The sequence below is a fragment of the Streptomyces sp. TS71-3 genome (genome assembly GCF_018327685.1).
Taxonomy (GTDB): domain Bacteria; phylum Actinomycetota; class Actinomycetes; order Streptomycetales; family Streptomycetaceae; genus Streptomyces.
In genome coordinates, this window is record NZ_BNEL01000003.1 from 3,086,974 (window position 1) to 3,111,139 (window position 24,166).

The following is a 24,166-nucleotide window of genomic DNA, read 5'->3' on the forward strand; positions in this document are numbered from 1 at the left end:
GTGTGGTGTCAGAGGGCTTCCTTGTGGCTACTCTTGCGGGATCATCAGTCGATCGTGCAGGTGCGGCGGATCACCTCGGCCTCCTCATGGGCTGACTGGTGCCGGCGTACCTTCAGGGCTCCCCCGCCCGCGGATCACACCCCTCGACGCAGGAGTGTTCTTTTGACGCAGGATCTGTCGTTGACCCAGGATCTGTTGTCGCTCTCAACAGACGATTTCATCGCCGGCATAGCCGAGGTAGCGCGCTCGCGGTTCGACTGCCAGACCTACCCGCAGCAGAACCTCCCCGCCGAGGACTGGGCGCACCTGGTCCGCGCGGGAGTGCTGCTGCCCGCTCTGCCGAAGGAGTTGGGCGGTCGGGACAGCCATGTGGAGATGGGCCGAGTGGTGGAGGCCATCTCGGAGTGGAATCTACCCATTGGCATGTACACGATGATCGTGACCGCGATCGTGCTGCGCGCCGTGGCACTGCGTGCCGGTGAAGAGGCGCAACGCGAGATGCTGACGGAGTTCAGCGGCCAGGAGCCCATGCTCGCCGGCTTCGCATCCACCGAGCCGCACTGCGGATCCAACATGGCCGCCATGACCACCACCTTCACGGAGACGGCCGACGGCTACCACATCCGCGGAAGGAAGCACTGGCAGGCCTTCAGCATCAACGCCCATTGGTGGCTGGTGGCCGCCAGGAGCGACGACGGCAGCCGCCGCTTCGGCTACTTCATCGTCAGGCGCGATGAGGGGTTCCGGACCCTCCAGCCCTACGACTCGGTGGGCCTGAAGGCCATTGACTACGGGCTCAACGAGATCGACGCCGTGATCCCGAAGCACCGCAGGATCGCCGCCGAGGAGGGCAACCTGAGCCCCATGGTGGAGATGCTCATGCCCTCCCGCACCATGATGGCCGCCCTCGCCTGCGGTTTCCTGCGCCGAATAGACCGTGAGGCGCACGCCTACACCGAGCGCCGCCGGATCGGTCGCGCCCCGCAGTCCGAGATACGTTTCGTGCAGTACCGGCTGAAGTCCATCGAGACCTCCGCCACCATCGCCGAGGCACTCCAGCACCATCTGCTCACCGAACTGGACCTGAAGTCCGACATGATGGGCGCCTTCCCCGTCGCCCAGGCGCTCAAGACGGTGGCCACGGACCGCATGGTCAGCGCCGCGCACCACTACCAGCAGCTGGTCGGCGGTGAGGGGTACCGGGTCGGCTCGCAGACGAACATCGCCGGTCAGGCGTTCCTGGACTCGCGGGTCTTCACCATCTTCGACGGCACCAACGACCTGCTCAGCCAGCAGCTCACCGAGTACTGCCTCGCCCACTGCGACGGGCGCCCGCTCAGCGCCTTCCTCGCCGGCTACCCGCACACCGCGCGCGCCGTCACCGCGCACCGGCTGGATCTGGGCTTCCTCGACGGAGAACTGCGCCAGGAACACCTCGTGCTCGCCGGGCGCGCCATCGCCTACGTGATCGCCATGACGCAGGTCATGCGCTGGGCCGAGCCCGGCGGTGGCGGAACCCCCGTCAGGGCCAGGGCGGCGCTGGAGTTCCTGAAGGCCGACATCCGCGGCGTGGAGCGGGAGTTCGGCCTGCTCGCCACGGGCATCCTCGACGATCCGGGGGCGCCGCGGCAGGCACCCGCGCGTCCGGCGCCCTCCCGGGCCATCCCGCTGCCCGCGCAGGCGCCGAGGAGCCGCGGTTCCTGGGCACGTACCCTGGTCAAGAAGATCGAGCAGACGTTCGCCGATTGAGCACGGCCATCGCGGAGTCTGCACGGTGACACGTGCAGATGACGCGTGCGATTCGAGGGTGGATCGCCGAGCACCCAGAGAGCCCCAGCATTCGCCGGCTTGGCGCGATGGTGGGGCTTTCCGGCACTTTCCGGCACTGTCGTCTCCTGCCTGGCAGTCTCGTGTGCTTCGAGGCGCACCCCAGGCAGCGGAAGCCTGGCTGCTTCCTACTGGGATGTCTCCACGGGTGAATTCCGACATCGGCCCACCGCCGGCAATGCGGTCGCATCCTCCCGCACGGAATGGGGCTCACACCCCATCGGCATCGAGTGGTCCGCACTGACCGCCGACGTGTGCCCCTCACCGCGCCTCTTCCGGCGCACACGCGCACCGCGTAAGGCCCGTACGAGGGCCGGTGTGCATGGCCCTGGGCCGGGCCCGCAGGCGCCGCCACACGCATACTCCGAGCTCGCCGCCGACGCCGGGATCGAACCTGTTACGGCCCTTTACGTCCCGAAACTTCTTTCCTTGCTCTGAAGGTGTGGCATGCGCCGTTGGCATGTGACGTTTCCCACCGTCGGGCCGCCACGATGCCCCTGGCCAGGTGTCACTTTCGTTTCGACGGGCTGCGGAACGCCGGGAACCGGGTAAAGTCCGCTCCGGCCCCGCGCCCCCTTCCCCATGCAGTTCCGTGGTCCAGGGCGGCCCGCAGGAGCGGTTCCACTCGAGCGCCAGACTCGTATGATTATTTAGCGCTGGTCCTGGTACGGTTCACCGGGTCGTGATCGGGAGATGACGGCACGTCAGAGTGGCAACGCGGGAACAACGAGGCATGTCGCACCATTTGCTACCGCTACCAGTTTTCGCTGCAGTTCAAGGAACCAGATGCCCATACGCGACCGGCACACAGCTAGCAGGGCAGCCCACCGCAAGTCCCCTCGATCCGCGTCCGTTCTGCCGGTGGCGATCCCGGCGGTGCTCCTCGTCGGTCTCTGGGGAACCACGGCGGCGGGGTTGCTCGCCGACCAGTCCCAGCTACGTGATGACACGTCCCTGGCGCTGACGCTCGGCGAACCGGCCCACGACGTCTTCGCCAAGCTGCAGATCGAACGCCGCCTGACCGCCACCTGGCAGGCCAACCAGGCCGAGCCCGCCCGCTCCGCCCTGGAGCAGGCGCGCGCCAAGACCGACGCGGCCATCGAGGCGTTCCACAAGACGATGGGGTCCACCCCGGACTCCATGACGCTCCAGGAGCGCACCAAGACACTCCACGCGGAGCTGGAGAAGCTCTCCGAGAACCGCAGCGCCATCGACCGGCGCACGCTCAGCGAGGCGAAGGTCTTCCAGTACTACACGGACGCCATCGCCAGCAGTGCCGCGGTGATCGACGCCGCCACGCAGACCGGCGAAGGGCAGCCCGCACCGGCCGTCACGGCCACCACGTACCTCGTGCAGGTCTCCGAGATGATCTCCCGCGAGGACGCGCTGCTGTCCAGCGCGATCGCCTCCGGCAGCATGTCCGAGACTGCCCGGACGCAGTTCGTCCAGTACGCCGCCATCCAGCGGCACATCCGTGACGCCCTGGTGCACTCCGGCGACCTGCCCGGCAGCCAGTCCGACGCCTACAACCGCCTGCTCTCCGACCCGAAGCTCAAGTCGCTGACGTCCGTCGAGGACGCCGTGACCGGGAGCGCTTCCACCCACCTCCCGGCGCGGGCTGAAGGGTGGCGGCCGGCCGCCGACGCCGTCGGCACCGACCTCACCGAGATCGACGGCGACTCCCTCACCGCCATCGCGGACGACGGCTCCGACCGGGCCGACGTCCTGCTGCTCCAGTCGGTGCTCGGCACCCTCGCCGTCATCGCCGCGCTGCTCGCCACCGGTGTCCTGCTGCGCCGTGCCACGAAGTCGGCCACCGGCCGCCTGAGCGAACTCCAGCAGCAGATCGACGACCTCGGCGAGCGGCGGCTGCCGCAGATCCTCCAGGAACTGGAACGCGGCGAGCACGTCACCCCGGGCGAGGTGCTGCCCGCGGGTCCGGACGCCGACCAGGTGGAGCGGCTCGGGGTGGCCGTGAGCCGCCTCGGGCGCGAGTTCGAGACCGCGCTGGTGCGGCAGGCGCGCGGCCGTGAGGGCACCGAGAAGGTCTTCGCCAACCTCACCCGCCGCACCCAGATCCTGGTGCACCGGCTGATCTCCCTGCTCGACGACCTGGAGCGCAAGCACGAGGACTCCGACCTCCTCCAGGACATCTTCAAGGTCGACCACCTGGCCACCCGTGTCCGGCGGCACTCCGAGAACCTGGTGATCCTCGGTGGCTCCGCCCCGGGCCGCCGCGGCATCCGCCCGCTGTCCATCATGGACGTGGTGCGTGGCGCGGTCTCCGAGACCGAGCAGTACCGCCGGGTCACCGTCCACTCGCTCGCACCGGGAAGCCAGGTGTCGGTGACGGCCCGTGCGGTCACCGACATCACCCACCTGCTCGCCGAGCTCATTGAGAACGGCACCAGCTTCTCGCCGCCGGACACCCAGGTGCAGATCAGCGCCCGGAAGGTGGCCAAGGGCCTGGCCCTGCACGTGGAGGACCGCGGCCTCGGCATGCCGCCCGAGCAGTACGACCACCTGAACCAGCTGCTGGCCGCCCCGCCGCAGCCCGACATGGACGCCCTCGGCAAGGACCCGCGTCTCGGGCTGTTCGTGGTGGCCAAGCTGGCCGAGCGGCACGGCCTCAAGGTGTCGCTGCGCGAGTCCGACTACGGCGGCACGCTCGCCGTGGTGCTGGTGCCCTCCGCGCTCCTGGAGGAGCACGAGTCGTCGCTGCCGGACAAGCTGAAGGCGGCGGCGAGCCACTCCGCGACGCTCGCCCAGGTGATCGAGGCCCAGTCGGTTCCGACGCCCCAGTCCGCCGCCTCTGCCCCGCCGGCGCCGCCCATCCCGGTGCACATCCCGAGCCCCAGGGCGCCGGAGCCGATCACCACAGGGGGCGGCGGCCTGATCGACGACTCCGGCGTGCCGGCCGTCGCGAGCTCCACGGGCCTGGTCACGGCCGGGGCGCGCGAGCCGCACCTGGAGACGCACGGGTTCCCCGACTACGGCGGTGCGGGCCTGCTGCCGTCCATGGAGCAGGAGTGGACCGGCGCCGCCCCGTCGTCGGCCTGGTCGCCCCTGCCGGACCAGCCCGACCTCGGGATGAACCACGAAGTGCCGACCCACCACGAGCCCCAGCCGCAGCACGATCTCCATGCGCACGCAGACATGTATGCGCACACCGACCCCCACGCCCGTGGGGACCGGTACCGGGAGCGTTCGGAGGACTACGCCGACTACGGCGTTCCGCCGGTCGAACCCATGGGGCAGGGTATGCCGCCGCAGCCATTGAAGGATCCCCAGGTCCTTCCCACCAGGACCCGGGGCGCAAGTCTCGCCAAGCAGTTGCGGGAGGAGGCGGCACCCCCGCGCTCGGGCCGAGAGAACGTAGAGGAAGGCATGCGCAGTTTCACACCCGGCAGGTCTGCTGCCAACATGACGGCCATTCAGAGGGCCACCAGGCGGGCCCGGGAGAACGACTCCCCGGCCGCCGAGCTGAACGGCCCGGCAGAGTCGCGTCACAACGGCACCGACGAACTGTGAGGGATGAATCCGTAATGTCTGAGCAGGTGGAGACTCTTCCAAGGCTGGACTGGCTCCTGGACAGCCTCGTGGACAGGATCCCGGAGATCCTTCACGCGATCGTCCTCTCCGAGGACGGCCTGACCCTCGCCAAGTCGAAGGAGCTGGGCAGGGAGGACGCCGAGCAGCTCTCCGCGATCGCGTCGGGCCTGCAGAGCCTCTCCCGCGGTGCCGCCAACCGGTTCCAGGGGGGCCAGGTGCGGCAGACGGTGGTCGAGATGGACACCGCCTATCTCTTCGTCACCAGTGCCGGTCAGGGCGCGAGACTCGCGGCCTTCGCCTCCGACAGCGTCGACGTGGGCATGATGGCCTTCGAGATGAACACGCTCGTGAAGCAGGTGGGGCAGTACCTGAGCGCCGCACCTCGCGTCGAGACCCCCTTCGTGCGGTACGGTAAGGGTGCCTGACCGGCAGTGGCCCGAACCCGAAGGGGTCGGCCATCATGTCCGGCCATACGCCATCACCGGGGGACGCACACGGCACAGCGAGCACTCGTTCTCGCTGATTACGCTCGTGGTCACCCGGTCTCCGGACGGATTCGGCGGTGAGCCCGTCGAACCGGAGGCGGCGGCGATCCTGGATATCTGCCGGGATCGCGCCGTGGCCATCGCCGAGATCGCCGCTCAGCTGGATCTTCCCGTGAGCGTCGTGAAAGTGCTCTGCGGCGATTTACTGAATTCGGAACTGGTCCTCGTCCAGGCCCCTCCCAAGGAGGGCGACGCCCCGAGTGTGGATCTGATCGAAAGGGTCATGGATGGCATACGCCGCCTCTAACCCAGTCATGCCGACGGCGTTGAAGATTCTCATCGCCGGAGGCTTCGGCGTGGGCAAGACCACCATGGTCGGCTCCGTCAGTGAGGTGCCTCCGCTGGAGACCGAGGAACGCATGACGGTGGCGAGCGTCGGACTCGACAACCTCGCCGGCGTCGAGGAGAAGTCGGCGACCACCGTCGCCATGGACTTCGGCCGGATCACCATCGCTCCGGAACTGGTCCTGTACCTCTTCGGCACGCCGGGCCAGCACCGCTTCTGGTTCATGTGGGACGACCTCGCGCTCGGCGCGCTGGGCGCGGTCGTGCTCGCGGACACCCGCCGCCTGGAGCAGTGCTTCGCCTCCGTGGACTACTTCGAGAAGCGCGGTACCCCGTTCGCCGTGGGCATCAACTGCTTCCACGGGCACCGGGGGTGGACCACCCAGCAGGTCCGCAAGGCGCTCGACCTCAACCCGGACATTCCGGTGATGCTGTGCGACGCCCGCGACCGCGAGTCCAGCAAGGAGGTCCTGCTGGCGCTGCTGGACGTGGCCCGGACGCAGGCCATGGCCAGGACGACGGCCATGCCGACCCACTGAAGGCCGAAGGCCCTGACGGCGGGTCCGTTCCCCGACGGGCCCGGGCCGGGGACCCCTGACGGGCCAGCAGATCCCCGACGGGCCCCGGGAGTTGTCCCGGGGCTGTCCGGACGTTGCGCGGCAGGGCCCGGGCGCAGGTCCGTTCGGTCCCGGCCCGCAGGCACCAGGTGCCTCTCCGGCCGCAGGTCAGCCCGCCACTTCGTGTCAGCCCGCCACCTCGGCGACCTCGACCGTGCAGAGCGGGTCGGCGAGGAAGGGCGCCAGCTGCTCCTGAGTGGCGCCGTCGTCGGTGATCAGGGTCCAGGGTGCGTCGAACCCCGCCCACCAGTAGGACTCCTCGCGGCCCAGCTTGCCGGCGTCCGCGAGCACGTACACCGCCCCCGAGCGGTTGATCATGAGTTCCTTCAGCGCGGCCTGCTCCGGGCGGGCCTCGCAGATCCCCCGCCCGGCCACCACACCGTCCGCGCCGAGGAAGACGGCCGCCGCGGTGAGCCGGCTCACCGCCGCCTCCGTGAGCGGGCCCACCATGCCCAGGCTGAGCTGCCGCACCGTGCCACCCAGCACGATCAGCTCGACGCCCGGCACGCCCGCGAGCTCGTTGATGGACGTCAGGCCCGGCGTCGCCACCGTCACCCCGCCGCGCGCCGCCAGCCGGGAGGCGAGCGCCCCCACCGTCGTCCCGGCGTCCAGCAGCAGCAGGCCGCCACCCGTGGTGTGCTCCTCGGCCGCCCTCGCGATGGCCGCCTTCTCCCTGCGGGCCAGCAACTCCCTTTCCTGGAGCGGCTGTTCCTCGCCGACCGCCGACGACAGCGCGCCACCGTAGGTGCGCACGATCTCGCCCGACGCGGAGAGCCGGGAGAGGTCGCGCCGGATGGTGGACTCCGAGACGCCGTACCGCCGCGCGAGGTCCGCCACGCTCAGCGGGCGGCTCTGCAACAGGTCGCGGATGGTCGCGCGGCGGTCGGTGCCGTTCATGCCCGCCGGCCTCCCGCGCCCGCCGCACCGCGCCGCGGCGCCAGCTCGACCGCCTGCCGCAGGGCCTCCACCATGCTCGCCTCGTCGGCGCGGCCGGTGCCGGCGATGTCGAACGCCGTGCCGTGGTCGACGCTGGTGCGGATCACCGGCAGTCCGACGGTGATGTTCACCCCGGCGTCCAGGCCGAGCACCTTGACCGGGCCGTGGCCCTGGTCGTGGTACATGGCGACCACGAGGTCGAAGTCGCCCCTGACGGCGCGGAAGAAGACGGTGTCCGCCGGCAGCGGCCCTTGGGCGTCGATCCCGTCGGCGCGCACCGCCGTCAGCGCCGGGACCACCTTGGCCTCCTCCTCGCCGTGCCCGAAGAGGCCGTTCTCGCCGGCGTGCGGGTTGATGCCGCAGACCGCGATGCGCGGCGAGGCGACCCCGGACGCGGTGAGCGTGGCGTGCCCGCGGCGGATCGTGCGCTCCACCAGGCCCGGCTCGATCCTCGCCACCGCGTCGACGAGACCGATGTGCGTGGTGACGTGGATGACCCGGAGCGTGGGCGCCGACAGCAGCATGGAGACTTCGGGGGTGCCGGTCAGCTCGGCGAGCAGCTCGGTGTGCCCCGGGTAGCGGTGGCCCGCGGCGTGCAGCGCCTCCTTGTTCAGGGGCGCGGTGCAGATCGCGTCGACCTCGCCGTCGGACGCCAGCCGGGTGGCCGCCGCCACGTAGCGGTACGCGCCCTCCCCGGCCACCGGCGAGAGCCGCCCGAAGGGCAGGTCCGCGGGGATGCCGCCGATGTCCAGGCAGTCCACCCGGCCCGGCTGCCAGGCCGCGGAGGCGACGGAGTCCACCGGGTCGATCGCCAACTCCACCCCGCACAGCTCGACGGCCTTGTTCAGCCTGGCGGCGTCACCGACCACCAGCGGCCGGAAGGGCAGTCGCCCGCCGGCGCCGGCCAGCGCCTTGACGATCACCTCGGGGCCGACGCCGGCGGCGTCGCCCATGGTGATGGCAACAACAGGTTCGGACATGGTGACATCCTTCCGCAGCCGCATCCCGGCGGCGCAATCGGTTCGGGTCATGACGGGACGCTCCCCGCGCCGGCGGCGGCCGGGCCGGTGCCCTCCGCGGCAGTGCAGGGACGGTCCAGAAGGGCGCGGGCGGCGTTCAGCAGGGTGTCCTCGGTGCCGAAGGCGCCCGCCTTGGTGACGACGGTCAGTCCGCCGGGCGTGCGCATCCGCACCACGCCGGGGGCCGGTTCGCCCTGGACGGCGAGGGAGCCGGCGCCCGCGGCGCGCAGCACCGCGCGGGCCGTCTCCCCGCCGGTGGCGATCAGCGCCCCGGCCAGCGGGAGCCCGCCGGCCGCTGCCTCGGCCAGGGCATGGGCGAACTGTCCGGCCCTGGCCGGCCGCACCTCCTCGCGGGGGTCGGGGGAGAGCACCACGTGGTGCCCGGCCAGCAGGGCGGCCCGCAGCGCCCGCCCGGCGGCCAGGGGTGCGCCGGGACCCGTGCCGACGGTGACGGCGACGGCGGGCAACCGGTCGATCAGCGCGCGGCGCTGGGAGCGGGCCTGCGCGGTGCGGCTGCCGACGCAGATGAGGAGCGGAGGCGGGGTGCGCGGCGGGCCGGTGCCGGCCGGCCCGGAAGCCGGGGGAGGAGTCCCGGTTTCCGGATCGGGGGCCGAGCCCGCTACTTCCGGGGCCGGGCCATGACCCACCGCTCCCGGAGTCGGGTCCTGACCCGCCGTTTCCGGCCCGGGCTCCGGCCCCGCCACCTCCGGCAGCGCGAGATGGTGCGCGAGGCCGCCGGAGCCGACCAGCAACACGGGCAGGTCCGCCGTGGCAGGCAGGACGCGGGCCAGGTCGGCGTCGGTGACGGCGTCCACCACGACCGCGTCCGCCCGACGGGAGGCCTCCGCCAGCAGCCGGGCACCGTCACCGCGCCGCAGCGCGTCGAGGCCCAGCGACTCCACGGCAAGCCCGGCCGACGCGAGCTGCTCGGCGAGGGGGACATGGCCGGGGCGGACGTCCTCCAGCGGGACACCGTCCACGAGCACCCGGCCGCCGACGACCATCCGGCCGGTGGCGGGGAACGCCGGGGCGACCACGGCGAGGGGGCGGACGCCGTCGCGGTCGCGGAGTGCGGACAGGCAGGCGCGCACCTCGGGACCGACGGCGCCGCGCAGGGTGGAGTCGATCTTCTTGTAGACGCGGGTGCCGGGGCCGTACCCGGCCAGGGCGCGGGTGACCCGGGCCGCCGCCTCGCCGGGCGGCAGGTACCGGCTGTCGGTGTCGACGGCGACCACGGTGGCGCCCGCCGGGCGGGCACCGGGATCCAGGAGCACCGCCGTGCCGGCGCGGTGCGCGAAGGCCGCGGCCGTGTCGGCGGCGCCGGACAGGTCGTCGGCGACGATCAGCAGGACGGGGGCGTACGGGGTCACGGGTGCCCGGTCCCCTCGGCGGTTCCCCGGGCGGACTCCTGCGCGCTCTGCTGGGCGGGCTCCCCGGTGGCCGGGCGCGGCGCGGTGCCGGTGCCGGGCGTGGCCGCGGTACCGGGTGCGGCGTCCGCCGGCCGCTCGCCGGTGCTGCCTGCCAGCCGCCCTCCGGCTCCATCGGCGACCGTCCGGCCCGCACTCCGCTCCTGTGAAGCAGGCGCCTGACGCTGCAGCCTGCGGTGGTACGCGGCGGTGATCACCGGCACCAGCAGGGAGGTCACCACCACCGACGCCGCCACGAGGACCGTCGCCTTGTCCGCTGCCTGCTTGTAGGCGGGGTTCGCCGCGGCGACCAGCGCCGGCACCGCGGCGGCGTTCCCGGCGGTGCTGGCCGCGGCGAGGCCCGCGAGGCCGTTGCCGCCGATCATCCGGTCGGTCGCGAACAGGGTGGCACCGCTGAAGACCAGCACGAAGAGGCCGAGCCCGAGGCCGAGCAGCCCGGCCGTCCAGACCGTGGAGAGGTCGATGCCGGCGCCGAGGGCGAAGCCGAAGAAGGGGATGCAGACCGGCACCGCGGCACCGAGGAAGGTGCGCATCTGCGGGTCGAGGTTGCCCAGCACCATGCCCACGATCAGGGGCAGGATGGCGCCGAGCATGGTCTGCCAGGGGAACGACGACAGCCCCGCGACGCCGAGGGTGACCATGGTGAGGAACGGCCCGGACTCCAGGCTCATCAGCGAGTAGGCGGCGGCGTCCTTGGCCTTGCCGAACTGCCCCATGAGGGCCATGTAGAGGCCGCCGTTGGTGTCGTTCAGCGCGGCCACCACCGCGAGCGTGGACAGTCCCGCGAAGGCCCCACCGCTGACCGGGCCCTCGCCCAGGAAGTGCCCGAGCACCACCCCGACGACCACCGCCATCAGGACCTTCACCAGCAGCAGGGCCCCGCCCTTGCGCAGCACGTACGGGGTGGTGCGCAGCTCGATGGTGGCGCCCATGCAGACGTAGAAGACCGCCAGGATGGTGAGGGAGCCGGAGAACAGCGCGCCGGTGAACGAGCCGAAGAACTCGCCGGTGCCCTGGTGCGCGGTGTTGATCACCGCGCCGGCGAGCAGCGGGATGAGCATCATCCCGCCGGGCACGCGCTCCAGGCTCCTCTTGATCGGTATGGACATGTGCGGCTCCTGCCTTCCCTGTACCGGAACCGGCCTGCGCACCGTTTCCGGCAGCAAGAGGATCCGTGCATTCCGCCTGGGGCGACGCTAGACCTGTATGCATGTTTCGCGCAATATGCTTGGAACGCGCATCACGACGCGCTACTGATCTGCGCGGACTGCGCACATCGCGCATCCGGAGCGGGCAGATCACGCAGGGAACGGGCCGGGGACGCGCCAGCGGCGTGCCGCCGGAGGAAGACCCGAGGCAACGCGGGCGCCGGATGGAGCGGCACGGGAAAGGGCCCCCGCCAGGGGCGGGGGCCCAGGTGCCGTGGCGTCCGCGCAGGCGGGGCGCCGGGTGACCGTCCGGTCCGGTCAGTTCACCAGCTCCGGATAGAAGTCGCGCTTCGCCCCGGACTTGTCCTGGAGCCGGCCGAGCAGCCCGGCCGGGTACTCGATCAGCCAGTACGTCACCACCGAGGCGGGTATCGCGAGGCAGAGCACGAGCACCGTGCCCAGGGGGTAGCCGTACGTCCCGCCGGGCAGCAGCCCGTGCTTGTCCAGCTCCAGCATCACGGGCTCGTGCAGGATGTACAGGCTGTAGCTGATCAGCCCGACGAAGGTGAGCCAGCGGGCCTGGAGCGCGCGGTGCCAGGCACCCTTCTTCCTGCTCCGCAGCGTGGCGTAGAGCAGCACCCCCCACACCACCGAGGACATCGGGTGGAAGAAGGTGAACGCGAAGTTCTCCGGCACCGACACCCACGACAGCACGTACAGCGCCACCAGGCTCGCCAGGCGCAGCGGCACCGCGAGCCAGGTGGGCACCGTGCCGCGGTCCTTCAGGGCCACCGCGAGCACCGCCAGCAGCATCCCGGCCGCGAACCCGCCGAAGCGGGCCTGCGGGCCGAAGTACACCGGGTAGTCCAGGTGCCCCACGTGGTACGCGTACCGGGCCACCGAGATCCACACCAGCGGCAGCACGTACAGCAGCACGCAGCCGCCGGCGCTGATCGCCACCCGTGTCGAGCGTTTCGCGAAGCGCCGGCAGAAGCGGATCGCGAGCGGCCCGATCGCCACCAGCACGAAATAGAAGATGATCTCCAGGGAGAGCGACCAGGTGGGCCCGAGGGTGTAGAAGATCCGCTGCCGGTCGAAGAGGTGCGTGAACGTGAGGTGTTCCACCAGGTCCAGCCAGTTGCCCGGCAGCACCGGGTTCCTGCTGACCCACACCACGAGCACCATCAGGTAGTACAGCGGCAGGATGCGGATGATCCGCCGGTACATGAAGGAGCGCGCCGGGCGGACGGTGCCGCCGTCGATGGCCGCCCGCGCGTACGACAGCGTCAGCAGGTACGCCGACATCACCAGGAAGAGGTCGACCACCTCCAGGGAGATCAGCGACCCCAGGGCCATGCCGTCCACCGGCGGTTTCGGACCGTCGGGCCCGTACTGCATGTACATCTGCCAGACGTGGAAGATGACGGTGCTCAGCGCGGCGATGCCGCGGAACCCCTCGATCTCCTGCGCGCGGCTGCGCGGCGGCGCCCCTTCCGGAGGATGCTGGCCGCGGGCCCGTGCCCGGCCCCCGGCGCCGTTCGCCGTGACGGTGGCGCTCATGACCGCGCCGCCCTGGCCTGCGCCCGCGGGGTGACCCGCCACTGGCGGTCGCCCAGGGCCTCCTTGAGATGGGCCTGACGGGCCACCATGTTCTTGAGGTGGCTGTAGAAGAACGTGGAGAACACGATGTACCGCCAGAACCACCCCTTGCGGCGGCGGATCTCCGGAACCGAGAGCCGCCAGGCGAACGCCGCCTGCAAGGGCCCGGACACCATCGTGAACAGCACCGCCAGCAGGCAGCTCGGCACCAGCCAGTGCAGCCTGTCCACACCGCCCTCGCGCCATGCCGTGTAGGCGAGGATGGGCACGATCTGAAGCCCCAGCCACGGCTGGATCTCCCGCCACCCCAGCAGCACCGTCAGGCCGAGCCGCTGCTTGCGGGTGAACGGCCCGGTCCGCAGCACCCGCCACTGGTGCTTCAGGGACACCTGCAACCACCCCTGCGCCCAGCGGGCCCGCTGGTTCCACAGGGCCCGCAGGGTGGTGGGCGCCAGCTCGCGCGAGATCAGGGCCCGGTCCATGGCGATCCTGGCCCCCACTTCGAGGGCACGCAGGCTGGAGTCGATGTCCTCGGTGAGCATGGTGCCGTGCATCCGGGTCCGGGCGAGCAGGTCGGAGCGCCAGAAGCCGTTGGAGCCGCCGAACACGCCGAAGTCGTACATCCGGGTGCGCCCCGGGTGGCTCACCCCGTAGATGGACTCGAACTCCACCGCCACCAGGCTCGCGACCAGCGAGCTGTCGCCGTTGCGTATCACGCAGTGGCCCTGGACGACGTCGTAGCCGTTCGACAGCCAGTGCCAGGCGTGCCGGAACGCGGCCGGCTCCGGATGGTGGTCGGCGTCGAAGATGCCCACGAACTCCCCGTGGATCCGGCTGACCGCGGCGTTGATGTTCTGCGCCTTGGAGGTGGAGCCGCGCACCTTCAGCAGCACCAGCCGCGGATCGCGCCGGGCGATGTCGCGCAGGGTCTCCTCCACCGGCAGCGGGCGCGGTGTGTTGTACGCGAGGACGATCTCCAGATCCGCCGGATAGTCCAGGCGCAGGAACGACTCCACGGTGTCGACGATGGTGGCCGCCTCGTTCGGCAGGTACGCCGCGATCACCGCGCTGGCCGGTGGATACGGCTGCCCGGGCACCTTGGGCCGGACCGGTGCGTCCAGCGCGAAGAGGCACTCCAGGGCGACCAGCGCGGCGGAGACCATCAGGCCGCCCACCACCACCCAGTACATCGCCGAGCCGAGGTCGAAGCCCGCCAGGTAGAGCTGCTGGTAGAGCACGAAGGGCGCGCCGAGTCCGAGCAGCAGCACCAGCAGCGGCGTCATGCTGGACAGCAGCGGCCTGACGAGGGAGCGGCGGGGCCGCCGGTGTGTCTTCCCGTCCATCCACAGCGCGTGGCGCACCGGCCGCAGATCCCGGTGGTTCAGCGCCTCGTCGGCCGCCAGCGCGGCCGAGCCGACCAGCTTCTCGCGCTCGGTGGTGCGCTCGATGGGCAGCCAGCCGATCGCGGGGGTGAGCCGGACGTTCTCGTCGGCGACGACGAAGCGGGTGCCGGCCACCGCGTGCGCGAACTGCTCCAACCGCCGGCGGGTGGTCTCCTCGTCGACGTCCGGGATGAGCATCAGCAGGTGCCCGTCCTCGTCCCGGCCGAGCCGGTCGCAGATGTTGCCCAGCTTCTCCGCGACGCCGGCGAGCCGTTCGGCGACCTCGCGGTGCACCCGGGGGCCGAGCCGCGCCTGGAGCCCCGCCATCTCCGCGACGGCCACCACGGCGAGCGCGCCGCCGCGCCGCCCGGCCCGTGCCCGCTGGAGCTCCCGGCCGAGTTCGCCCAGGAAGTGGTGGTACGAGTACAGGCCGGTGCGCGGATCGAGTGGCAGGCTCTCCACGGGCACCCGGCGCAGGCGTGCCTCGATGCGGGCGGACAGCTCGGCGGGCTCAGAGTCGTCCCGCAGGCAGTCGTCCGCGCCGTGCTCCAGCAGGTCGGCGATCGCGCCGGAGCCGGTCGACGCCGCCGTCACCACCAGCAGCGGCAGCGCGCTGCCGGGCGGTACGGCACGGATCGCGGCGATCACGGCGGCGCTGCCCGGCTGCCGGCCCGCGCGGCCGTCACCGTGCCCCGCGGCGGCCTCCTCCAGGACGACGACGGCTTCCGGCGGCGCCTGCCGCAGCCGGGAGCCCGCCTCCAGAGGCAGAGCGTGCGCCACCGGGTGCCCGGTGGACTTCAGCGCTCCGAGCAGCCTGTCGAGCCGCGGTCCCGGGTTGCCTACGGCGAGGACGCGCGCCGGCGCCGGGTCGCCGCGGCCCGGCCGGCCGGTCGGTGGTGGGGCGGAAGACGGGGATGAGGTGGTGTGCTGCGTGATGAGCACCTTGCGTCTCCTTTACCGGTGGGGGGTCCATGGGCGCGTGGTCAGCGCGGGAGGTCCCATGGCAAACGGGTGGTGCGTGAGCGGGCCGCCGGCTGTGGTCCGGCTCGGGGGTCGTCGACGTCGCCCTGCCGCGGAGCGCGTCGGGCGGGGGTCGAGGCGGGGTCGGAAGGGCAGCCCGGACCGGCCCATGGCGGTGCGGACCGCGGACGGGCACGACAGGGCGGGCCCGGCCGGACGGCAGGGCCGAAGGGGCGCCGGGCACGGCGGAGCCGTCGACGGGCCCGGGGACGGGCGGCCGGTGCGCGGGTGGGGGTCGCGCAGGCCGTGGTGGGGCGTCCGCGGGTCAGCGCCGGACCGCCGCCGGGGCGCCTGTGGCACCCGGCACCGGGGCCGGGCGTCTGCGGCGGCCGGGGTCGCGCCGGAAGGCGGGTGCGGCGGGCGCACCCGAGGGTGGTAGCGGACGGGAGACGGCGGCCCGTCTCGGCCGGGCAGGGGAGGGCAGCCCGGTGGGCTGCGCCCGGCACGCGTCAGGCGCCGCGACCTGGGGGAGTGCGACGCTCATCGCGAGGTACGAGGGTGGTACGCCGACGGCCCGTCCCGGCAGGGGACAGGGCCGAACGTTCAAGAATCGGCCGGCAGCGTCCGATGGGGGGAACCGGCGGCCGCGGGCACGTCCGGCAGGGGTGGCCGGTGTGCGCCCGGATCCGCGGGCTCCCAACTGGACGCGGACCCCGCGGCAGGAGCGCAGGGCGGCGGGCGATGCGTCAGCGCGTAAAACATATGAGTGGTCCCATCCTGTTCGGATTGTGGGGGGAGGACCGAGCTTTTGTGTACGCAACCGTTCAACCCTTGGAGCCGAACGGCAGTGTGTCACCTTAGCCTCGCTCGCGGCGGTGACACCACACCTACGGTGTTGTAACACCCGTATGAAGTCCGAGGGTTCGGTGAAGGCGGAGGTCGTGGACGGTGCGACGGCGCCCGGTGGGGGGGGAGGGGTGGGACCGGGCCCCTCGCCCCGGGCGGAGCCTGCCGGCCCCCGCCGGCTGAACCTGCCTGCTCCGCCGGGCGTGCCGGGGCCCGCACCGGGCGGGGCCGGCCGGCACGCCGGAGTGCGGGGCGCAGGCGCCCCCGGGTCAGAACTTGAAGACGTCGGATGTGCCGACCTCGGCGGCGCACCGGTTGATGAAGTCCTCACGGTAGGACACGGGCGCGCCCTGCCACGTGCCGGTCGCGACGGCCGTCACCGGGTCGACGACGGTGGGGCAGGTGCGGCCCGGCACGTTGGGGAGCCGGGTGAAGTCGCCTTTCACCGCGGCGAGTGCGGCACAGGCGGCCTTGGGGTCGGGGTGCGTGCCCCCGTCCGGGTCGCACTCCAGTGTCGCCTGGTCGATGGGGCGTTGCGAGATGTCCGAGGCGAGCAGGGTGAGCCTGAGGGAACTGGCCGGCGCCGCCGTCGAGCCGCCGGCGGCCGAGGCCGTGCCGGCGGCGGTGAGCGCGAGGGTCAGGGCGGCCGCGGCGGCGAGCGCCGCGGCGGCGGGTCTGCGGGTCATGGTGGACTCCTTCTCGGTGCGAAACGAGGGGACACGAAGCTAGAGCCACGTCGCCGTCGAGCGGGGGTGGGGAATGAGCCATTGCTGAACTCCCATGGGCCCCACGGGCCGCTTCCCGTACCACCACGGCCGGAGGGCCGCCATCCCCTCGGGACGGCGGCCCTCCGGCCGTGCGAACGGTGCCGTGCTCAGACGATCCCCTCCGCGATCTCCGCCTGCTCCTGGTCCGAGCCGTAGGCGGAGGTGTCGGGAGTGCCGTACGTGCCGCGTGCGACGTACCACCAGACGCTGGCCAGGATCAGCACCACCGCCAGCGCGATCACCGCGTAGTTCATCGAGTCGACGGTGATGGGCGACGACTGCGGCAGGCAGAACAGCACGGTCACCACGACCACCCAGCTCACCGCCACCCAGCCGACCGGCCGGCTCCACCGGCCCAGGTGCCAGGGCCCGCGCTTGAAGCTCTCGCCGGCGCGCAGCCGCAGCAGGATCGGCAGGGCGTAAGCGGGGGTGATCCCGATGACGTTGATGGCCGTCACCGCGCCGTACGCGGTCGTCGAGTACAGCGACGGCAGCGCCAGCACGCAGGCCACGATGACGGAGAGCCAGACCGCCGGAACGGGCGTCTGCGTGCGGCTGCTGACCTTGCGCCAGAGCCGGGAGCCCGGTAGGGCGTTGTCGCGGCTGAACGCGAACACCATCCGGCTGGCCGCCGCCACCTCCGCGTTCCCGCAGAACAGCTGGGCCACGATCACGACGAGCAGCAGCGCCGTGGCGCCGTCCGTGCCCAGGGAGTCCAGCATGATCTGCGCCGGCGGCACCCCCGTCGCGCTGTCCTGCGTGCCCGCGTAGTCCTGGATGGAGAAGGTCAGGCCCGCCAGCAGGACGAAGCCGGCGATCCAGGAGACCCAGATCGAGCGCACTATGCCGCGCGCCGCCGACACCGAGGCGTTCGAGGTCTCCTCCGACAGGTGCGCCGAGGCGTCGTATCCGCAGAAGGTGTACTGCGCGAGCAGCAGCCCGATCGCCGCCGCGTAGATGGGATTCGACCAGCCCGTGTCGTTGACGAACTTGGTGAACACGAAAGAGGGCGACTGGTGGTGGTCCGGCACGATCGCCAGCACGGCCACGATCAGCGCCACGCCCGCCAGGTGCCACCACACGCTGACGGAGTTCAGCAGGCTCACCAGGCGGACCCCGAAGAGGTTGAGCACGGCGTGCAGCAGCAGGATCCCGCAGAAGATCAGCATCGTGGCACCCGGCGTCGGGTCGAAGCCGAACTGGAGGTTCAGCAGGGCGCCGGTGAACAGCGCGGCCCCGTAGTCGATCCCGGCGATCGCACCCAGCAGCCCCAGCAGGTTCAGCCAGCCCGTGTACCAGCCCCAGCGGCGGCCGCCGAGCCGGTCCGCCATGTAGTACAGCGCCCCCGACGTCGGGTACGCGCTGGTCACCTCCGCCAGCGCCATGCCCACGAAGAGCACGAAGAGCCCCACTCCGGCCCAGCCCCACAGCATCACCGCGGGTCCGCCCGTGCCGAGCCCGAAGCCGTAGAGGGTCATGCAGCCGGACAGGATGGAGATCACCGAGAAGCTGATGGCGAAGTTGCCGAAACCGCCCATGCGGCGGGCCAGCACCGGCCGGTAGCCCAGTTCCCGGAGCCGTTGCTCCTCGTCGCGCGGGCGGTCGTCGGTGGTCGTACTCGACCATGTGGAGCGGGACACGCGCTTACCTCCGTAGAACGACGTTCAGCAACAGGGACGTTCAGCAACAGTCACGTGCGGCGGCGGGAAGGGGAGCGGACGCTCGGTGGGGCGCGGGCGGCGGGTCGGCTGGGGCGCCGGCCCCGCCGGGCGTCCGTGCCGGGGCACGCGCGGCGGCTTCGGCCGCCGCGCGTGCCCTATAACGCGGACAGGCAGCGGGCCCGCGCCTGCACGTAGAGCTCGGCCGCCGCGGCGGTGCCACCGGTGCCCTCGACGCGGTACAGCCAGGGCACCGGGGTGTAGTACGGGCCCAGGGCCTTGAAGACCCAGCTCGCCTCGCGGAACTGCAGGGCGCCCCAGAGCCCGTGCGCCAGATGGCTCAGGTCCAGCAGGGAACTCTCGGTGGGGGACACGTGGTCGAACCACTCGTACAGCGCCCGCCGTGCGTCGCGGGTGGCGTCCTCCGCCACCCAGTGCAGGTCGAGCGCCGTGTCACGGCCGCCGCCCCTGCGGTACCGCTCGACGTGCAGGTAGAGCGGCAGCATGTGCAGCGAGGAGCCCGTCGGGGCCGACGAGACCGCCCACTGCACGAAGTTGACCGCCTCCGTCAGCCGCCCCCCGGTGGGTCTGGCGTACAGGAACTGCAGCATCCGGTGGTACGCCTCGCGGTTGTACGGATCCCGCTTGTCGGCCTGGGCGAGGAGCCCCCAGGGCCCCGGCGGCAGCATCGGTTCGGGCGGCGCCACCCGGTGCTCGTCCCACTGCTGCCGCTCGTCCAGCCGGGCCAGCGCCAGCAGGCAGACCCAGGGCACCGGGTCCCCCTCGGAGGTGCGTGCGGCTATCCGGCACGCGTCCCACGCCTGGTGCCACAGGTCCTGGGTGTGCCGGTGGCCCTCGCGGTGCGCCCGCAGCGCGCGCTCCACGGCGACGCGGCCGTGCATCACCGCCGCCGCGACGCTGTGCGGCTCCTCCGCACGCCACGCCTGCACCAGGTCCGTGCCCGCCGCCGCGGCCGCGAGCACCTGCGTGCGCTGCGTCCACAGCGCGTGGCCGGTGGTCGCCTCCAGCAGATTCCGCATGGACATCCAGCGCCCGACACGCAGGTCCTGCAACGCGACCCGCAGGTCGGCGTCGTGGCCCGCCGGGTGGTAGGCAGGGCGGAATCCCGTAGGTGACATCAGTCTCTCGCCCCGGTGCGGCAGGACATGGCCAGGTGAACTCGCAAGCGGTGCTCCGCGGAATGCATGGGGGGTGTGCGGCAGTCGGCGGCCAGTGTAGAGGGGGTACTTCCGATCGGTGGAAGAAATCGAGGATCTTTCTCCACGCATAGTGGCTCACCGGCGATTCAGAGTGAGCACCGGGGCTCCTCCGGCCCCTCCTCGAACTCCCGCGGGTGCGCTTGACGGTGCCCCGCGCTCTGCACAAGGCTGACGGCACGTGATCACGAACACCCGGCGGACGACTCCATGGGGGTGTGCCATGACGGGCCCGGTCCTCGCCATCGACCAGGGCACCTCGGGGACCAAGGCCCTCGTGGTCTGCTCGGGACGCGGCGTGCTCGGGGCGGGCTCGGCCCCCGTGACGGTACGCCAGCTGGCCGGTTCGCGCGCCGAGGCGGACCCCGAGGAGCTGTACGCCTCGGTGCTGGCCGCCGGCCGGCAGGCGCTCGCCGCGGCCGGTGAGCCGGTCGCCGCCGTGGGGCTGGCCAACCAGGGGGAGACCGTGCTCGCCTGGGACCCGGCCACCGGGGAGCCGCTGACCGACGCGATCGTCTGGCACGACAAGCGCGCCGAGACCGTCTGCGCCGGCCTCGCCGCGCGCGCCGGCGAGCTGCGCCGCCTCACCGGCCTGCCGCTCGATCCCTACTTCGCGGCCCCCAAGATGGCCTGGATCCGGCGGCACCTCACCACCGAGGGGGTCGTCACCACCACCGACTCGTGGCTGGTGCACCGCCTCACCGGAGCGTTCGTCACCGACGCGGCCACCGCCGGGCGCACCCAGCTCCTCGACCTGGACGAGGTCGCCTGGTCCCCGGCCGCCCTGGACGCCTTCGGGCTCGGCGGCGAGCGGCTGCCCGAGATCGTCGACGCGGGCTGCCACGCGGGCACCACCGCCGCGTTCGGCCCGCCGCTGCCGCTCACCGGCCTGCTCGTCGACCAGCAGGCGGCCCTGCTGGCGCTGCGCGTGACCGAGCCGGGCACCGCCAAGTGCACCTACGGCACGGGCGCGTTCCTGCTCGCCGCCACCGGCGACCGGCCGCGCCGGAGCGAGCAGGGCCTGGTGAGCTGTGTCGCCTGGCGGCTCGCCGGCCGGGCGTCCTACTGCCTTGACGGCCAGGTCTACGCCGCCGCGTCCGCCGTCGCCTGGCTCGCCGGCCTCGGCGTGATCTCCGGCGCGCGGGACCTCGACAGGGTCGGCTCCTCGGTGGCCGACAGCGGCGGCGTCACCTTCGTACCGGCGCTGGCCGGCCTCGCCGCCCCCTGGTGGCGCGCCGACGCGCGCGGCTCGCTCACCGGCCTCGGCCTGGACACCGGCCCCGGGCACCTGGTGCGCGCCCTGTGCGAGGGCATCGCCGCCCAGGTCGCCGAGGCCGCCGACGCCGCCACCCGCGACCTCGGCACCCCTCTCGACACGCTCCGCGTGGACGGCGGCCTGACCCGCTCCGCGCTGCTGATGCAGGCTCAGGCCGACCTGTCGCAGCGTCCCGTGGAGGTGTCCGCGGTGCCCGACGCCACGGCCCTCGGCGTGGCCGCGACCGCCCGCCTGGGCCTCGATCCCTCGCTCACCGTCGAGGAGGCCGTCCCCGCCTGGCGGCCGGCCACCGTCCACGAACCGCGCATCGGGCCCGCGGAGGCCGAGGAGCGCCGCGCCCGCTTCCGCGAGGCCGTCGACGCCCTGCCGCAGCGCCCGGCGGTGGCACCGTGACCGTCACCAGCTCGGGGCCGCTGCCCGAGGAGACGTACGACGTCGCGGTGATCGGCGCCGGTGTCGTCGGCGCCGCGATCGCCCGCGAGCTGGCCCGCCACCGGGGCCTGAGGATCGCGCTGGTGGAGGCGGCCGAGGACGTCGGCGAGGGCACCTCCAAGGCCAACACCGCCATCCTGCACACCGGATTCGACGCGGCGCCCGGCTCCCTGGATGCCCGGCTGACCGCCGACGGCTCCCGGCGCCTCGCCCGGTACGCCGCCGAGGTCGGCATCCCGGTCGAACGCGTCGGCGCGCTCCTCGTCGCCTGGGACGCGGAGCAGCTCGCGCGCCTGCCCGAACTGGCCGGCAAGGCCGAGCGCAACGGTTACCACGACACCCGCCTCCTCGACGCCGACGAGCTCCACGCGCTCGAACCCCGCCTCGGCCCCGGCGCCCTGGGCGCCCTCGAAGTGCCGGGGGAGAGCATCATCTGCCCCTGGACCACCACGCTCGCCTACGCCACCCACGCCGTGCTCGCCGGCACCGACCTCCACCTCAACTGCCCCGTGAACGGCATCCGGCAGGACGGGGACCGGCACGAGCTGAGCTGTGCCCGGGGGCGGCTCAGCGCCCGGTACCTGGTGAACGCCGCGGGCCTGAGCGCCGACACCGTCGATGCGATGCTCGGCCACCACGACTTCACCGTCACCCCGCGCCGCGGCCAGCTCATCGTCTTCGACACCTTCGCCGGAGACCTCGTCCGGCACATCCTGCTGCCCGTCCCCACCGCCCTCGGCAAGGGCGTGCTGGTCGCGCCCACCGTGTACGGCAACGTCCTGCTCGGCCCGACCGCCGAGGACCTGCCCGACAAGCGCGCCACCGAGTCCACCGCCGGCGGGCTCGCGGCGCTGACCGGCAAGGGCCGGCGGATCCTGCCCGCGCTGCTCGACGAGGAGGTCACCGCCGTGTACGCCGGCCTGCGCGCCGCGACCGGCCAGGACGACTACCGGATCCGGGCCCACCCCGAGCAGCGGGCGGTCACCGCCGGCGGCATCCGCTCCACCGGCCTCACCGCGTCCATGGGCATCGCCGCCCATGTCACCGGCCTGCTCGCCGAGGTGGGACTCGACCTCGGCGCCGCCGGCGAGCTGCCCCCGCTGCGCATGCCCCCGCTCGGCCGCACCGCCGCCCGGCCCTGCCGGCAGTCCGGCCTCGTCGCCGCCGACCCCGAGTACGGCACCGTCGTCTGCCACTGCGAGCTGGTCTCCCGAGGGGAGATCCGCGACGCGCTCGCCGCGCCCGTGCCGCCGCGCTCGCCGGCCGGGCTGCGCCGCCGCACCCGGGCCGGCGCGGGGCGCTGCCAGGGCGCCTGGTGCGGCGCCGCGCTCCGCGACCTGCTGGAGCGCTCGCCGGTGCGGGAGGGCGTATGAACGAGCCGTCCGCACGGAGCGTCGACGTGCTGGTGGTGGGCGCCGGCCCGGCCGGGCTGGCCGCGGCGACGCGGCTCGCCGCGCGCGGCGCGGGCCGGGTGCTGGTGCTGGACCGCGAGCAGCAGCCCGGCGGCGTGCCGCGCCACTGCGAGCAGCGCGGCTTCGGGCCGCCGGGCCGCTGGTGGACCGGCCCCGAGTACGCCGCACGGGCCGCCGAGGCCGCGGTCGGCGCCGGCGCCGAGCTGAGCTGCGGCACCACCGCGCTCGGCTGGGCCGGGCCCACCACCCTCGACACCACGGGACCCCAGGGGCCCGAGCGGATCACCGCGCGGACGGTGGTACTCGCCACCGGCGCGCGCGAACGCCCGCGCAGCGCCCGCCTCGTCCCCGGCACCCGCCCCGCCGGAGTGCTCACCACCGGCGAGCTCCAGCAGACCGTGCACCTCTACGGCCAGCAGGCCGGGCGGCGGGCCGTCGTCGTCGGCGCGGAACCGGTCGCTTATGTGGCGCTGGACGCGTTGCGCCGGGCCGGCACCGAGACCGTCGCCATGGTCACCGGCCTGCCCCGGTCCCAGGCGCACGCGGCCCGTGCCCAGTGGGCCCGGCTGGTGGGCCGGGTGCCGCTGCTGACCGGCGCCGAGGTCGTCGAGGTACTGGGCCGCCCGCGGCTGACCGGACTGCGGCTGCGCCGGCACGACGGGCGCGGCGCCGTGCTGGCCTGCGACACGGTCGTCTTCACGGGGGACTTCACGCCGGACCAGGTGCTGGCCAGGCAGGGCGGCATCGCGCTCGACGCGGGCACCCGGGGGCCGGCCGTGGACGCGGCGTTCCGTACCTCGCACCCCGGCGTGTTCGCGGTGGGCAGCGTGCTGCACGCCGCCGAGAGCGCCCGGGTCGCGGCGCACGAGGGGGCTCTTGCCGCCCGCTCGGTGCTGTGCCACCTGACCGGGCCGGGCCGCTGGCCCACCGCGGGCGCGACGGTGCGGGTCGAGCCGCCGCTGCGCTGGATCGCCCCGAACCGCCTGACTGCCGGCGCGCCCACCGCCTGCACTTTCCTGCTGCGCACCGACCGCTTCCTCGCCCGGCCGCTTCTCCGCGTCAGCCAGGACGGCCGCACCCTGCACTGCGAACGGCTCCACCGCACCGCGGTACCGGGCCGTCCCGTGCCGCTGTCGGGCACCTGGACGGCACAGGTGGACCAGGAGGGCGGGGCGGTGCGGGTGGAGGTGGACTGAGCGGCCGGCAGACGAACGTCATGGGTGGCTCTGCGGACGGCCGGGGCTCCGGGTCCTGAGCCCCG

General features: G+C 73.0%; 17 protein-coding genes. 8 read left to right on the forward strand and 9 right to left on the reverse strand.

Translation table 11 applies throughout. The features are described 5' to 3' along the window. Window positions 1-180: 180 nt before the first annotated feature. The 5 genes from Sm713_RS37025 (at window position 181) to Sm713_RS37045 (ending at window position 6,748) form a co-directional block, all read left to right on the forward strand. A complete protein-coding gene (locus tag Sm713_RS37025; protein ID WP_212914305.1) occupies window positions 181-1,749 on the forward strand; it encodes an acyl-CoA dehydrogenase family protein in 1,569 nt (522 codons plus the stop codon). An 864-nt stretch (window positions 1,750-2,613) separates the two neighbouring features. Continuing rightward, complete coding sequence (locus Sm713_RS37030; RefSeq protein WP_212914306.1) at window positions 2,614-5,358, forward strand: nitrate- and nitrite sensing domain-containing protein; 2,745 nt, start codon at window positions 2,614-2,616, stop codon at window positions 5,356-5,358. Window positions 5,359-5,372: 14 nt separating this feature from the next. Beyond that, on the forward strand, window positions 5,373-5,804 hold the full coding sequence (locus Sm713_RS37035; RefSeq protein ID WP_212914307.1) for a roadblock/LC7 domain-containing protein: 432 nt from the start codon (window positions 5,373-5,375) through the stop codon (window positions 5,802-5,804). Beyond that, window positions 5,797-6,171 (forward strand): DUF742 domain-containing protein, encoded by a 375-nt coding sequence (locus Sm713_RS37040; protein WP_212914308.1) that lies wholly within the window; start codon window positions 5,797-5,799, stop codon window positions 6,169-6,171. Before Sm713_RS37035 ends, Sm713_RS37040 begins: the two co-directional genes overlap by 8 nt. After that, on the forward strand, window positions 6,152-6,748 hold the full coding sequence (locus tag Sm713_RS37045; protein ID WP_212914309.1) for an ATP/GTP-binding protein: 597 nt from the start codon (window positions 6,152-6,154) through the stop codon (window positions 6,746-6,748). The genes Sm713_RS37040 and Sm713_RS37045 overlap by 20 nt, the downstream gene beginning before the upstream one ends. A 204-nt stretch (window positions 6,749-6,952) precedes the next feature. Here the strand turns inward: Sm713_RS37045 and Sm713_RS37050 are convergent, their stop codons facing one another. From Sm713_RS37050 to Sm713_RS37090, 9 genes are all read right to left on the reverse strand, one after another. Then, complete coding sequence (locus tag Sm713_RS37050) at window positions 6,953-7,723, reverse strand: DeoR/GlpR family DNA-binding transcription regulator (RefSeq protein ID WP_212914310.1); 771 nt, start codon at window positions 7,721-7,723, stop codon at window positions 6,953-6,955. Continuing rightward, the gene (gene pdxA, locus Sm713_RS37055) at window positions 7,720-8,742 is read right to left on the reverse strand and encodes a 4-hydroxythreonine-4-phosphate dehydrogenase PdxA (protein ID WP_212914311.1); all 1,023 of its coding nucleotides are present in this window, start codon (window positions 8,740-8,742) and stop codon (window positions 7,720-7,722) included. The genes Sm713_RS37050 and pdxA overlap by 4 nt, the downstream gene beginning before the upstream one ends. A gap of 47 nt (window positions 8,743-8,789) precedes the next feature. After that, window positions 8,790-10,151 (reverse strand): four-carbon acid sugar kinase family protein, encoded by a 1,362-nt coding sequence (locus Sm713_RS37060; RefSeq protein WP_212914312.1) that lies wholly within the window; start codon window positions 10,149-10,151, stop codon window positions 8,790-8,792. Beyond that, window positions 10,148-11,317 (reverse strand): 2-keto-3-deoxygluconate permease, encoded by a 1,170-nt coding sequence (locus Sm713_RS37065; RefSeq protein ID WP_212914313.1) that lies wholly within the window; start codon window positions 11,315-11,317, stop codon window positions 10,148-10,150. The genes Sm713_RS37060 and Sm713_RS37065 overlap by 4 nt, the downstream gene beginning before the upstream one ends. 357 nt (window positions 11,318-11,674) lie before the next feature. Further along, window positions 11,675-12,916, reverse strand: coding sequence for an acyltransferase (locus tag Sm713_RS37070; protein WP_212914314.1), 1,242 nt, complete (start codon window positions 12,914-12,916; stop codon window positions 11,675-11,677). After that, complete coding sequence (locus Sm713_RS37075; RefSeq protein ID WP_212914315.1) at window positions 12,913-15,279, reverse strand: glycosyltransferase; 2,367 nt, start codon at window positions 15,277-15,279, stop codon at window positions 12,913-12,915. Before Sm713_RS37075 ends, Sm713_RS37070 begins: the two co-directional genes overlap by 4 nt. A 1,133-nt stretch (window positions 15,280-16,412) precedes the next feature. Beyond that, complete coding sequence (locus Sm713_RS37080; RefSeq protein ID WP_212914316.1) at window positions 16,413-16,829, reverse strand: SSI family serine proteinase inhibitor; 417 nt, start codon at window positions 16,827-16,829, stop codon at window positions 16,413-16,415. Between the two features lie 188 nt (window positions 16,830-17,017). After that, on the reverse strand, window positions 17,018-18,550 hold the full coding sequence (locus tag Sm713_RS37085) for an amino acid permease (protein WP_249416927.1): 1,533 nt from the start codon (window positions 18,548-18,550) through the stop codon (window positions 17,018-17,020). Between the two features lie 176 nt (window positions 18,551-18,726). Then, the gene (locus Sm713_RS37090; RefSeq protein ID WP_212914317.1) at window positions 18,727-19,707 is read right to left on the reverse strand and encodes a hypothetical protein; all 981 of its coding nucleotides are present in this window, start codon (window positions 19,705-19,707) and stop codon (window positions 18,727-18,729) included. A gap of 301 nt (window positions 19,708-20,008) precedes the next feature. Here Sm713_RS37090 and Sm713_RS37095 point away from each other — a divergent pair, with 301 nt between their 5' ends. Genes Sm713_RS37095 through Sm713_RS37105 form a run of 3 tightly spaced genes read left to right on the forward strand, consistent with a single transcriptional unit; the run spans window position 20,009 to window position 24,101 of the window. Then, complete coding sequence (locus Sm713_RS37095) at window positions 20,009-21,454, forward strand: FGGY family carbohydrate kinase (RefSeq protein ID WP_212914318.1); 1,446 nt, start codon at window positions 20,009-20,011, stop codon at window positions 21,452-21,454. Then, entirely contained in the window at window positions 21,451-22,866 is a 1,416-nt protein-coding gene (locus tag Sm713_RS37100; RefSeq protein WP_212914319.1) for an FAD-dependent oxidoreductase, read from the forward strand. The genes Sm713_RS37095 and Sm713_RS37100 overlap by 4 nt, the downstream gene beginning before the upstream one ends. After that, window positions 22,863-24,101, forward strand: coding sequence for an NAD(P)/FAD-dependent oxidoreductase (locus Sm713_RS37105; protein WP_212914320.1), 1,239 nt, complete (start codon window positions 22,863-22,865; stop codon window positions 24,099-24,101). The genes Sm713_RS37100 and Sm713_RS37105 overlap by 4 nt, the downstream gene beginning before the upstream one ends. Window positions 24,102-24,166 lie beyond the last annotated feature (65 nt).

Coding starts and splice junctions, on each gene's coding strand:
- Sm713_RS37070 (WP_212914314.1), bottom strand. CDS start 12,916: ATGAGCGCCACCGTCACGGCGAACGGCGCCGGGGGCCGGGCACGGGCC.
- Sm713_RS37095 (WP_212914318.1), top strand. CDS start 20,009: ATGACGGGCCCGGTCCTCGCCATCGACCAGGGCACCTCGGGGACCAAG.
- Sm713_RS37090 (WP_212914317.1), bottom strand. CDS start 19,707: ATGTCACCTACGGGATTCCGCCCTGCCTACCACCCGGCGGGCCACGAC.
- Sm713_RS37030 (WP_212914306.1), top strand. CDS start 2,614: ATGCCCATACGCGACCGGCACACAGCTAGCAGGGCAGCCCACCGCAAG.
- Sm713_RS37080 (WP_212914316.1), bottom strand. CDS start 16,829: ATGACCCGCAGACCCGCCGCCGCGGCGCTCGCCGCCGCGGCCGCCCTG.
- pdxA (WP_212914311.1), bottom strand. CDS start 8,742: ATGTCCGAACCTGTTGTTGCCATCACCATGGGCGACGCCGCCGGCGTC.
- Sm713_RS37045 (WP_212914309.1), top strand. CDS start 6,152: ATGGCATACGCCGCCTCTAACCCAGTCATGCCGACGGCGTTGAAGATT.
- Sm713_RS37105 (WP_212914320.1), top strand. CDS start 22,863: ATGAACGAGCCGTCCGCACGGAGCGTCGACGTGCTGGTGGTGGGCGCC.
- Sm713_RS37065 (WP_212914313.1), bottom strand. CDS start 11,317: ATGTCCATACCGATCAAGAGGAGCCTGGAGCGCGTGCCCGGCGGGATG.
- Sm713_RS37035 (WP_212914307.1), top strand. CDS start 5,373: ATGTCTGAGCAGGTGGAGACTCTTCCAAGGCTGGACTGGCTCCTGGAC.
- Sm713_RS37050 (WP_212914310.1), bottom strand. CDS start 7,723: ATGAACGGCACCGACCGCCGCGCGACCATCCGCGACCTGTTGCAGAGC.